Raw genomic sequence first — 12,508 nt, 5'->3', positions numbered from 1 at the left:
ATTTCTGCGTATGCGCAGCTCGGCGAGTATGATGTACCAATTGGCTGACACGTGTTGCCGCTGCGGCGCAGCGGCATGGTTGGGAGGGTTCATGACCCAGAACGCATCCGAGCAGACCCAGCAGAAGGTGCTGGTTTTCGACTTCGGCGCGCAGTATGCGCAGCTCATTGCCCGTCGCGTGCGCGACCTGCATGTATATTCTGAGATCGTCCCGTGCGACATCACGGCCGACGAGGTGCGTGAGATGGCGCCCTCCGCGCTGATTCTCTCCGGCGGCCCCGCGTCCGTGTACGCCGAGGATGCCCCGACGGTCGATCCTTCCATCTACGACCTCGGCCTGCCCATCCTGGGATTTTGCTACGGCCACCAGGTGACCGCCGTCACGCTCGGCGGCGAGGTGGGTCACTCGGAGATCGGCGAGTACGGCCCCGCCACCATCGAGCGAGACCGCGAGAGCGCGCTGTTCAACGCCACTCCGCTCGAGCAGACCGTGTGGATGAGCCACCGCGATGCCGTCTCGCGCGTGCCCGAGGGCTTTGCCGTGACGGCCAGCACCTCCGTGTGCCCGGTCGCCGCTATGGAGAACGCCGAGCGTCGTATCTACACCACGCAGTTCCATCCCGAGGTCAAGCACACCGAGTACGGCCAGCAGCTGCTCAAGAACTTCCTGTTCGACATCTGCGGCCTCGAGGCAGCGTGGACCATGGACAACCTGGTCGAGACCATGACGGACGAGTTCCGTGCGGCCGTGGGCGAGGACCGCGTGATCCTGGCGCTCTCCGGCGGCGTGGATTCCTCCGTGGTGGCGGCCCTCGGCGCCCGTGCGGTTGGACGCCAGATGACCTGCGTGTTCATCAACCACGGGCTGCTCCGCAAGGGCGAACCCGAGCAGGTGGAGGAGGTCTTCACCAAGCAGTTTGACGTCGACTTCGTGCACGTACACGCCGAGGAGCGCTACGCCGCGCTGCTCGACGGCGTGACCGACCCCGAGGAGAAACGCCGCATCATCGGCACGCAGTTCTGGAACGAGTTCTTCGCCGTGGCCAAGGAGCTCGAGCAAGATGGCCGCCCGGTGAAGTACCTGGCTCAGGGCACCATCTACCCCGACATCATCGAGAGCGGCGCGCGCAAGACCGGTGGCAAGACGGCCACTATCAAGAGCCACCACAACCTCATCCCGTTCCCCGAGGGCGTGCATTTCGACCTCATCGAGCCGCTTGATCACTTCTTTAAGGACGAGGTCCGCGAGCTGGGTCTGGCGCTGGGTCTGCCTGAGCACATCGTGTACCGCCAGCCGTTCCCGGGTCCTGGCCTGGCCATCCGTATCATCGGCGCGGTGAGCCCCGAGAAGCTCGAGATCTTGAAGAACGCCGACGCCATCGTGCGTGAGGAGCTGGATGCGTACAATGCGCGCCTGTTCGAGCAGACCGGCGAGCGCAATTCCGAGCACTCCTGCTGGCAGTACTTCTGTGTGCTGCCCGACATCAAGTCCGTGGGCGTGATGGGCGACGAGCGTACCTACGCGCGCCCCGTGATCCTGCGCGCCGTGGAGTCCAGCGACGCCATGACCGCTGACTGGGCGCGCCTGCCTTACGAGGTGCTCGCGCGCATCTCCGGCCGCATCGTGGCTGAAGTCCCCGGCATTAACCGCGTGGCGTACGATATCACGAGCAAACCGCCGGCGACCATTGAGTGGGAGTAGCGAGAAACGGCACCGTCCAAGCCCCTGACCTGCGGAGAGGTCGGGGGCTTTTCTTTTCTGGCAACCTCTGGGCAACCTTTCGATGAATGCGGCGCTTTATGTCTCGGGGGGGTGGACGCCTCATTTGGGCGGGTCCTGCAGAAATTATCGCGGTCTGAGGCGCAATGCGTTGCAGCGAAATGGGGTTCGAAAGCAAGGTGACCAGAGAAGTTGGGGTTTTTCGTATTAGATTCCGACAATGCCGAGTATGCGGCTCGACTTCAACTTCGTGACCTGCTGTTTTGCTGATGAAAAATAGCAGCTAGTCAGCAAGACCGAGATTGAGTACGAAAAAGCTCAACTTCTTTGCTCGGGAGTGGAGAAAACCGTCTTCCCGGCAGGCGTGAGCTCGGCTGATGCGGCAACCATGGAAAGTGTGGACGTCTGGGTGCCTGATATGCGCGGATCGGCGGGCTGCGATGCAACGCGAGCCCTGCCGATCCGGGAGTTTTGAACCTCATGCCGTCTTTTCTCCCCTTACGTTCGGGGGCTTGATGTGAACGGCTCAGTCTGTTCGTTTCTAGTCGAACAGACTCGGCATATCGTCTTCCTTCATGAGCGCACCGGCGCACGGCAGGCTCTGGGCGGTGAACTTCTCGGCGGAGACGCCGGCGCCCAGCACCTCCTCGACTGTGCTCACGGTGGTGACAACGCGGCCCTTCTTGGCGGTGAACGCCTGGACACCCTGCGTGTTGGTGGTCGTCTTGGTCTTGAGCAGCGACGTGTTGAAGTTCATCAGGCGGTAGTCGCTCGAGACCAGCGCGATGTCGCGATCCTCCTTGAGCACCTGCGCATACAGCAGCTTGGACCCGCCGTAGATGGCGTTCTTGAGGCGCTTGCGGTTGGTCTTGGTGACGTAGCCTGCGAGCGCGACGCGCACCGCGCGCCCGTTCTCAAAGACGAACAGCACATCAGCCTTGTAGTCCTCGGGGTCGATCACCCAGATCACACTCTCGTCCGGGTCCATCTCGAGGTCCGTCGCCAGGTACGAACCAAGCTGAGCGGACTTTGTGTCCTCGAACGCCGCGACCTTGCACTTGTACACCTGGCTCTTGTTGGTGAACACCAGCAGCTCGTGCGTGTTGGCGGACGGAAACTCGATGAAGGGCTCGTCGCCGTCCTTGTACTTGAGTTCCGCGGCCTTGCGCAGCACGCGGTCGGTCATCTTCTTGAGGTAGCCCTCGCGCGAGAGCATGATGGTGACCGGGTACTCCTCGACCTCGGGCTCCAGGCTCACCTCGATGACGTCGGACGGCTCGATCCTGCCCGTGCGGCGCGGCATGACGTACTTCTTGTTGACCGCGGCCAGTTCGTCGCGAATGACCTTCTTGATGTTGTCCTCGCTCGAGAGGATTTCCTCGAGCTCGGCGATCTCGGCCTCCAGCTTGGCGATGTCCTTGGTGCGGTTGAGGATGTACTCCTCGTTGATGTTGCGCAGCTTGAGCTCGGCCACGAACTCCGCCTGGGTCTCGTCGATGTCAAATCCGCGCATCAGGTTGGGGACGACTTCGGCCTCGAGCTTGGTGCCGCGGATGATGGCGATGGCCTTGTCGATGTCGAGGAGGATGGCCTCCAGACCGTGCAGCAGGTGCAGGCGCTCGGACTTCTTGCCCAGGTCGAAGTTCACGCGGCGACGCGTGGACTGGATACGCCACGCAACCCACTCATGCAGGATCTGGCGCACGCCCATGACGCGGGGGTAGCCGTCCACCAGGACGTTGAAGTTGCACGAGAACGAGTCCTGCAGCGTGGTGGTGCGGTACAGCTTGGCCATGAGCTTTTCGGGATCGACGCCGCGCTTGAGGTCGATGGCGATGCGCAGGCCGGAGAGGTCGGTCTCGTCGCGGATGTCGGCGATCTCGCGCACCTTGCCTTCCTTGGAGAGCTTGATGATGCGGTCGATGATGATGTCGGTCTTGGTGGTGTAGGGGATCTCGTAGACCTCGATGATGCGCTCTTCGGGGACCCAGCGCCAGCGCGAGCGGATCTGGAAGCTGCCCAGGCCCGTCTCGATGATGCGCTCCATCTCCTCGCGGCGGTAGATGATCTCGCCGCCGGTGGAGAAATCGGGCATGGGCATGTACTCGAGCAGGTCACAGCTGGGGTCCTCGAGGAAGTGCATGGTGGCGGTACAGACCTCGTTGAGGTTGAAGCCGCAGATGTCGGAGGCCATGGCCACGCCGATGCCCTTGTTGGCCGACACCAGGATGTTGGGGAACGTGGTGGGCAGCAGGCGCGGCTCCTTCATGGCGCCGTCGTAGCTGTCCACGAAGTCGACCGGGTCCTTGTCGATGTCCTTGAAGATCTCGGCGCAGATGGGGGAGAGCTTGGCCTCGGTGTAACGCGAGGCGGCGTAGGTCAGGTCGCCCGAGTAGTACTTGCCAAAGTTGCCCTTGGACTCCACGAACGGCGCGAGCAGCGCCTCGTTGCCCGTGGCGAGGCGCACCATCGTCTCGTAGATGGCGGCGTCGCCGTGCGGGTTGAGCTTCATGGTCTGACCCACGATGTTGGCGCTCTTCTGGCGCTCGCCCTTGAGCAGGCCCATCTTGTACATGGTGTAGAGCAGCTTGCGGTGCGAGGGTTTGAAGCCGTCGATCTCGGGGAACGCGCGTGAGACGTTGGTGCTCATGGCGTAGGGCATGTAGTTGGTTTCGAGCGTCTCCGTGATGGGCTGCGCCGTGACCTCCGAATGCAGGCCGATGACGTTGTCGGTGTTGACCTGCTTCTTCTTGTTAGGGGTGTTGGTTTTCTTCTTAGCCACGATTTCCTCTTGATGCTTCCTTTAGGGCCGTTGTGCTGTAGCGCGTGCGGGGCCGCCGGATGGCGGGCGCGGGGCTTGTCGCGGGCTGACGCCGCTCGTCCTGGCCGCCCGTCTTTACTGCAGGTCCAGCTGGTCGAGATATTCCTTGCCGTGCTCGGCGATATGGCGCTTACGGCCGGCCTCGTCGTTGCCCAGCAGCAGGTTGAACATGGACTCCATCTTGGCCACGTCCTCGGGCTCCACCTTGATCAGGCGGCGCGTCTCGGGGTTCATGGTGGTGAGCCACATCATGTCAGGGTCGTTCTCACCAAGACCCTTGGAGCGGTTGATGGAGCACTTCTGGTCGCCGATCTCGGTCAGGATGGCGTTCTTCTCGAGCTCGGTGTAGGCGAAGTAGGTCTTCTCCTTGCAGTTGATCTCATACAGCGGCGACTCGGCGATGTAGACGTAGCCCTCGTCGATGAGCGTGGGGACCAAACGGTAGAGCATCGTCAGGATGAGCGTGCGGATGTGGTAGCCGTCTACGTCGGCGTCCGTACAGATGATGACCTTGCTCCAGTTGAGGTTGTCCAGGTCAAAGGCGCCCAGGTTCTTGATGCGCTTGTCCTTGATCTCCACGCCGCAACCCAGCACGCGCATGAGGTCCATGATGATGTCGGACTTGAAGATGCGCGGGTAGTCCTCCTTCAGGCAGTTGAGGATTTTGCCGCGGACGGGCATGACGCCCTGGAACTCGGCATCGCGCGAGGTGCGAATAGCGCCCGCCGCCGAGTCGCCCTCTACGATGTAGACCTCGCGGCGGGTCTTGTCCTTGGAGCGGCAGTCGATGAACTTCTGCACGCGGTTGGCCATGTCGGTCTTTTGTTGCAGGTTGGTCTTGATGCTCTGGCGGGTCTTCTCGGCGTTCTCGCGCGAGCGCTTGTTGATGAGCACCTGCTCCATGATCTTGTTGGCGGCGTCTTTGTTCTCAATCAGGTAGGTCGCCAGGCGCTCCTTGAAGAATGCCGTCATGGCCTGCTGGATGAAGCGGTTGTTGATGGCCTTCTTGGTTTGGTTCTCGTACGACGTCTGGGTGGAGAAGCAGTTGGTCACCAGCACCAGGCAGTCCTGGACGTCCTGCCACTTGATGGAGCTCTCGTTTTTGTTGTACTTGCCCTGTTGCTTGATGTAGGCGTCAATCGCGCTGGTAAGCGCGCTGCGGGCCGCCTTCTCGGGCGAGCCGCCGTTCTCCAGCCACGAAGAGTTGTGGTAGTACTCCTGCATCTGGAAGGTGCGGGAGAAGCACAGGCAGGCCGTGATCTTGACGTTGTAGTCGGGCAGGTCCTCACGGTCGCGCCCGCGGCGCTCAGCCTCGATGAAGAAGGGCTCGGTGAGGTAGTCGGCGCCCACCTTCTCGAGCACGTAGTCCTCGATGCCCTTGGGATAGCAGAAGTCCTCTTCGGTGAACTCGCCGTCGTCGCCCTCGATGCACAGGCGGAAGGTCACGTTGGCGTTGACCACGGCTTGGCGGCGCATGGTCTCGCGGTACCAATCGTGGGGGATGCTGATCGAGGTGAAGACCTCCAGGTCCGGGCGCCATTTGATGGTGGTGCCGGTGCGGTGCTCATCGGTGGGCTCGATCTCGAGCGCCTTCTTTTTGGCACCGACGACCTTGCCCTTCTTGAAGTGGAGGGAGTACTTGTTGCCGTCGCGCCAGACCGTGACGTCCATGTACTCGGAGGCGTACTGGGTCGCGCAGGAGCCCAGGCCGTTGGTGCCCAGCGAGAAGTCGTAGTCGCCGCCCTCGTTGTTGTTGTACTTGCCGCCGGCGTAGAGCTCGCAGAAGACGAGCTCCCAGTTAAAGCGCTTTTCGGACGGGTTCCAATCGAGCGGGCAGCCGCGGCCGTTGTCCTCGACCTGGATGGAGCCGTCGCGGAAGGCGGTGAGGGTGATGAGCTTACCGTAGCCCTGGCGCGCTTCGTCGACGGCGTTGGACAGGATCTCAAAGGCGGCGTGCGCGCAGCCGTCGAGCCCGTCCGAGCCGAAGATGACGGCGGGGCGCAGGCGTACGCGCTCCTCGTCCTTGAGCTGACGGATGCTGTCGTTGCCATAGTTTGCGGTGTTCTTTGCCATGCTCGCTCTCTCGGTGGTTCCCTTTTGCGTCTTTGTAGCCATATAGATGAATACCGTAGCATAGCCCAGCTCGTGTTGGGTCTCGTCCAATCGAAATCCATCGAACATGTGTTTGTATATTCAGGCACATGTCGTGTGGGCGTGTGCGGAGGCATGGGCGTGCGGCGGATGGGGCGGGATTTGCCCGCAGGCGGTGTGCTTGCGTGGCGATCGATTCGGAATGCGCCCGCGAACGGAGCGCTTGCGTGGCGGACGATCCGGAATGCGCCCGCGAAAGCCCTGTTTGACGTGCGTCTCGTGCGGGATTGTGCTCGGTTGAGCAGGAAATTGCCCTTTTGGATTTGATTGGATGAGGTTTTTCGTACTCGATTTCGAAAACGCCGAGTACGCGGATAAACGCCAATTCTGTGACCTGGTGTTTTATCCGCGAAAAGCCGGCGCTACTCGGCAAAATCAGAATCGAGTACGAAAAAGCTCAATCTGCCTCTTCGGGAGACAACGTGTCCGTTTTGCGAGCGTGAAATCGTGGGATGAGTCCGCGTCGCTGGTTCGCCGCGCTGCAGCTATCCTCGTCAAACGTGCTGGAAATGGCGAAGATACGCGTGAGCTGGCGAGGATTCTGCATTGCTGCCCCATACGGCCGCTAGATGCGGGCGAGCGGGGGAATGCTGTGGGTCTCGTCGTCGGCCTTGATGTGGGGCTTCACGTAGTGGCAAACGCTGGAGCGCCGCTCGGCGGTGGCGGCATATATAGAGTCTGAGCGCCTGGCCCCGCTTGCAGGGGGGTTGCGTTCGAGGAGTTCCGTTCGACGCTCGACACTCCGCTACCGGAGTCGACCCGCGGTCTGCTCGCTCGCGAGGAGACCGCGGGTATGACGACTAGGTTTTCCGGTCCGCCCAGCTTGCCGTGACGTCCTATCGCCGTTTTGGGTTCAGACGCATGGGCGAGTCGGGCCGGATGGTCATCAGACTGTAGGTTGCAGGCCGAATTGTGCAATAGCTATTGCGCTCTAGACCGCGGTAGCCTTGCCCAAAGCTGGCAGATGGGTCTTTCGTCCTTAAAAATGTGGAGTTCAACATTTTTAAGGACGAAAGACCGAAGTGCGTGCCGCGTCACATCGTGCCAGGCGCCTCCCGAATCGCCTATTATTGCCGGTAGACAAGCGAGAAGGAGCCCACTCATGAAAGCCCTGGTACACGACGGCAGAGGACAAATCACGCTCGAGGATCGCCCCGAGCCGCAGCTGCAATCCCCAACCGACGCAATTGTCCGCGTCACGCGCTCGACCATCTGCACGAGCGACCTGCACATCATTCACGGCGCCGTGCCGCGCGCCATGCCCAATACGGTGCTCGGCCACGAGTTCGTGGGCGTTGTCGAGCAGGTGGGGGAGGGCGTGCACGCCCTCAAACCCGGCGACCGCGTGGCCGTGAGCTGCGAGACCTTCTGCGGCGAGTGCTTCTACTGCGAGCGCGGCTGGGTCAACAACTGCGTGGAAGGCGGTTGGGAGCTCGGTTGCTGCGAGGACGGTTGCCAGGCCGAGCTCGTGCGCGTGGCGCATGCGGACCATACGTGCGCGCCCATCCCCGCGGACGTGACCGACGAGGATGCCCTCTTCCTGGGCGACATTGTGGCCACGGGCCACTGGGGTGCGAGCATCGCCGAGATCGAGCCCGGCTCCACGGTGGCCGTGATCGGCGCCGGCCCGGTCGGTCTCACCACCATGATGTGCGCCCGCCTGCATGGGCCCGCTCATATCATCGCGATCGACATCGACCCCGCGCGCCTCGCCCTCGCCCGTGAGCGCGGCCTTGCGGACCAGGTGATCGACGCGAGTGGCATGGACCTCGCTGCCGTGGAGGCCGCGGTGCGTGAGCTCTCCTGCGGTCGCGGCGCCGACAGCGTGATCGAGGCGGCGGGCGGTTCCAACACCTTTGATATGGCCTGGCGCATCGCCCGCCCACATGGCGTGGTGGTGCTCTCAGCCATGTACGAGGGCCCGCAAGCGTTGCCGCTGCACGAGATGTACGGCAAGAACCTCGTCTTCAAGACGGGCGGCGTGGACGCGTGCAACATGGGAGAGACCATGCGCCTGGTGCAGGAGGGGCGCATCGACACGAGCTGCCTCATCTCGGCCTGTTACCCGCTCAACGACATCGTGGAAGCCTATCGCGCGTTCGAGGCGCACGAGGGCGGTTGTCTCAAGCTAGTCATCACACCGTGGGAGGATCGCTAGATGATCTACTCGCTCGCCCCCATGGAGGGGATCACGGGGCACACGTTCCGTCGCGTGCATGCTGAGTGTTTTGGCGCTCTCGACCGCTACTACACGCCGTTTTTGGCTCCGCCGCGCGTGGGCAACTCGTTTGGCGGCAAGGCCTTCAAGGAGATCGACCCCGCCAACAATGAGGGCCTGAACGTCATTCCGCAGTTGCTCACCAAGAACGCGGACGAGTTTGTGTGGGCCGCGCGTGAGCTGGCCGAGCTGGGGTATCGCGAGGTCAATCTCAACCTCGGCTGCCCTTCGGGCACGGTGGTTTCCAAGGGCAAGGGCTCCGGCTTTTTGCGCAACCTCGACGAGCTCGAGGTGTTTTTGCGCGATGTGTGCGACCGCTCTCCGCTGCCCGTCTCGGTCAAGACGCGCCTGGGCCTGGAGGACGATGCCGAGTACGAGCGCATCCTCGAGCTGTATTGCAGCCTGCCGCTCGCGGAACTCATCGTGCATCCGCGTGTGCAGAAGGATCGCTACCAGGGCAAACCGCGCTGGGAGCCGTATGGCGAGACGCTCGCGCGTGCACCCTTCCCGGTGGCCTACAACGGCGACATCTTTGGCACGGAGGACATGGATGTGCTCATGGAGGCGCATCCGCGGACCCGTCATGTGATGCTCGGCCGCGGGTTGCTCGCCAATCCGGCCCTCGCGCGCATGCTCGCCGGCGGCCCGGCTGCGAGCGCGGACGAACTCAGACAGTTCCACGACAAGCTATATGCCGCTTATCTCGACGAGATCGGCGGCAATGCGGTCTTTCGCATGAAGGAGTGGTGGTTCTACGCCAAGTGCGCTTTTACCGACCCTATGGCGGTCCATCGCGCGGTGCGCAAGGCCCGCAAGGTCGAGGAGTACGAGGCGGCGGTCGAGCGCGTGTTCCGCACCGAGCCCCTGGCTTCCGTCGCGCGGTTCCACGGGTAGGGGGCCGGCATGGAAATGAGGCCCATCGCGCATATCGAGACGGACCTGCCGCAGAAATTCGGCATTCCGCGCAACAGCTTCTTGGCCCCGCATCTGCAGGGGCGCATCGTGTTCGAGTCTGAGTTCGCACTGCCGCAGGCCGTGGCGGGCATGGAGGAGTTCAGCCATCTGTGGCTGCTCTGGGAGTTCGAAAACGGCACGCCCGGTGGAACGGCGGCCGATATCGCCATGGATACGGCGACTGCCAGTAAGTCCGGCACCACGGCGAAGTGGACTCCCACCGTGCGCCCGCCCCGCCTGGGCGGCTCCGAGCGTCGTGGCGTCTTTGCCACGCGCAGCCCCTTTCGGCCCAATCCCATCGGTCTGACCTGCGTGAAGCTCGACCGCATCGAAATCGTCGACGGCGCCCCTGTGATCCACGTGCTCGCCGCGGACTTGCGCGACGGCACGCCGATCTTCGACATCAAGCCCTACATCCCCTTCGCCGACAGCCACCCCGAGGCCACGGGCGGTTGGATCGACCGCGCGCCATGGCAGGAGCTCGAGGTCGATTTCCCCGCCGAGCTGCGCAAGATCGTCCCCTCGCCCAAGCTCGCGGGCCTTATCGAGGTGCTGCGCCAGGACCCGCGCCGCGCCGGCAGCAAGCACGAGCCCGAGCGCGTGTATCATTTGGCCTACGCGGGGCTTGACGTGGCGTTCGCCGTCGACGGCGAGTCGCTGCGCGTGGTTGACATCACGTAAGGGCGGGGAGGGAGCACCATGATCGATCTTGATCGCACGATGTTCTTCAAGGCGAGGTTCGAAATCGAGACGCCTCAAGGCGAGGATGTCCTGTGGTCTCTCGTTCTGAGCGTACGCGACTGGTCATTGCGCAAGGCCCGCCGCGACGGATACTTCCTGCCCCAGGAAATGCGCTTTTGGAGCAAGCTCAAAAGCGGTGAAATGCTCGAATCACCAGATGGCAGCGTCAGGCTCTACGCCGCGCTCCATCACGGCGAGTTTGCCCAGACATGGGCGTGCCAGCATGTGGAGGACCAGAGGGCGCCCGGTTGCGCCCCGCGCCGCTGGATAACCGAGGTCGGTTTTGAAGGTCATTCGGTCGACCGCGGCACCGTCTCGATCATCACGATGTTCAGCGACATGCCGGGCTACATCGGCCCGCTGCAACCTGTGCCAAAGCCGAACGTGCCCAAGTTGATCGCCAGTATGCTGGAGAACGACAGGCTCGTTTGCACGATAGACGGATGCGAGTTCGGGCTCGCCCCGGTTGAATTCTTATGCTCCGATGCCCCCGGTATTCACGAGCGTCTCGCGAATCCGTATCGCGAGGTGCCCGCCATCGTGATCAGCCCCACCCGCGCTGGCGAGTGCCTGATCGATCCCGAAGTACTTGCATCGCGGCTCGGCCCCAATGCGACCGTGTTCTACACCGTGGATTGCGGCGCCATAGATGCGCTCAATGCGGAGTTCGAGGACGAATCACTACGATGCTACGGGGGAGCCGTTCGCGTGTACGCCCCTCATCCGCACTTTGGCATTTTGGGGGATGGCTTCAACCATCGATTCTTTTCCGCTGCGGATATCCGTGGGCAAGGGGCGGAGTACTACATGGCCATCTTGCGCCGTGCGCTCGCCGAGGACGTGCTCGCGCGAGACACCTCGGTCCGCATCGAGGACGTCAATCGGCTCAATCGCAATGCAGGAAAGGAGCTTGCGTTCAAGCGCCGTGCCGAGCAGATTCAGGATATGGCGCTCGACCAGGTCAAAGAGATGCTCGATGAAGCTGATGGCCTCGCGCGCCTTGCCGAGGGCGAGTGCGATGCCATGCGCGAGGAACTGAGGCAAAGCAGGCGGGCGAACCATGATCTCGAGGCGCGCATTGCCTGGTTTGAGCATGCGCTCGATTCGCAAGGTGGCAGCGCGGCAGAGGATGGCGCTGCGACGGCGATCGCAGGTGCCTCCGAGCTCACCATCCCGGCCATTGCCAGGCTGTTCGTTTCGGCATTTCCCGATCGAATCGATTTCAGCGAGCGCGGATGGGCATCGTTGGAGGATTGCAGGTACGAACCCAGGGCATTTTGGAGCGCCTTGCATAGTATGTGCACGGTTTTGTACCCGCTGTATCGCGATGGCGCCGCGGATAAGATCGGTGAGTTCAACAGGCGGTCGCGATTTAAGTTCGCACGTGGCGAAGGGCCACAGACCAGGGCGAACTCCAAGTTTATGCGTGAGCGCGAGGATGAGTATCAGGGACGGAGGCTGTTTATCGAGCCGCATATCTGTTCGAGTGTGGGAGATCCGAATAACCCGCAGTTCGTCCGGATTTACTTCAATTGGGATGAGGAGACCGAGAGGTTGGTCATCGGCGATACGAAACACCTAACGAACTGCACGACGCGAAAGCTGTAGATCGACTGATGCGGGAATGGGGGTGCGACCAGGGAAATGAACTGCCTCCCATTTCTTGGACTGGAAAATAAAGTCCTCGAGATGGGAGGTTTTTCCATGACGATCTACGACAGGTCGGTGAGGGAGCGGGCCTGCGGGCTCTTCGAACGCGGGCTCGGGCACGAGGCCGCCGCCGCGAGGCTGGGGATACCGCTGAAGGCTGTGAGACAATGGCACCTCACGTACCGCGCCGTCGGGAGGGATGCGCTGCTGGACATGGGGAGCCACAGGACGTACGACTACGAGACCAAGGTCG

The 12,508-nt window shown here is 62.5% G+C and carries 8 protein-coding genes; 6 read left to right on the top strand and 2 right to left on the bottom strand.

What is annotated here, in order from left to right; genetic code table 11:
- The first annotated feature begins 91 nt into the window (after positions 1–91).
- Positions 92–1,702, top strand: a complete 1,611-nt coding sequence (gene guaA, locus COLINT_RS04495; protein WP_039910353.1) for a glutamine-hydrolyzing GMP synthase — start codon at positions 92–94, stop codon at positions 1,700–1,702.
- A 559-nt stretch (positions 1,703–2,261) separates the two neighbouring features.
- Here the strand turns inward: guaA and COLINT_RS04490 are convergent.
- Both COLINT_RS04490 and COLINT_RS04485 read right to left on the bottom strand, forming a co-directional pair.
- Positions 2,262–4,502 (bottom strand): DNA gyrase subunit A, encoded by a 2,241-nt coding sequence (locus tag COLINT_RS04490; RefSeq protein ID WP_006723200.1) that lies wholly within the window; start codon positions 4,500–4,502, stop codon positions 2,262–2,264.
- A 114-nt stretch (positions 4,503–4,616) separates the two neighbouring features.
- Positions 4,617–6,614 carry a DNA gyrase/topoisomerase IV subunit B gene (locus COLINT_RS04485; protein ID WP_039910594.1) on the bottom strand — a complete coding sequence of 666 codons (1,998 nt, stop codon included), beginning with the start codon at positions 6,612–6,614 and terminating at the stop codon, positions 4,617–4,619.
- A 1,180-nt stretch (positions 6,615–7,794) separates the two neighbouring features.
- Here COLINT_RS04485 and COLINT_RS04480 point away from each other — a divergent pair.
- From COLINT_RS04480 to COLINT_RS08630, 5 genes are all read left to right on the top strand, one after another.
- Positions 7,795–8,850, top strand: a complete 1,056-nt coding sequence (locus tag COLINT_RS04480; protein ID WP_006723196.1) for an alcohol dehydrogenase — start codon at positions 7,795–7,797, stop codon at positions 8,848–8,850.
- Complete coding sequence (locus COLINT_RS04475) at positions 8,851–9,804, top strand: tRNA dihydrouridine synthase (protein WP_006723195.1); 954 nt, start codon at positions 8,851–8,853, stop codon at positions 9,802–9,804.
- 9 nt (positions 9,805–9,813) lie between these two features.
- On the top strand, positions 9,814–10,545 hold the full coding sequence (tsaA, locus tag COLINT_RS04470) for a tRNA (N6-threonylcarbamoyladenosine(37)-N6)-methyltransferase TrmO (RefSeq protein WP_006723194.1): 732 nt from the start codon (positions 9,814–9,816) through the stop codon (positions 10,543–10,545).
- 18 nt (positions 10,546–10,563) lie between these two features.
- Positions 10,564–12,213: a hypothetical protein gene (locus COLINT_RS04465; RefSeq protein ID WP_006723193.1), complete on the top strand. Its 1,650-nt coding sequence runs from the start codon at positions 10,564–10,566 to the stop codon at positions 12,211–12,213.
- Positions 12,214–12,309: 96 nt separating this feature from the next.
- Positions 12,310–12,508: helix-turn-helix domain-containing protein (locus COLINT_RS08630; RefSeq protein WP_233418336.1), on the top strand; the 199-nt coding region annotated here is incomplete at its 3' end.

The sequence above is a fragment of the Collinsella intestinalis DSM 13280 genome (genome assembly GCF_000156175.1).
GTDB classification, from domain to species: domain Bacteria; phylum Actinomycetota; class Coriobacteriia; order Coriobacteriales; family Coriobacteriaceae; genus Collinsella; species Collinsella intestinalis.
The sequence above is the reverse complement of the archived record's forward strand: the minus strand, read 5'-3'. Positions and strand labels throughout refer to the sequence as shown.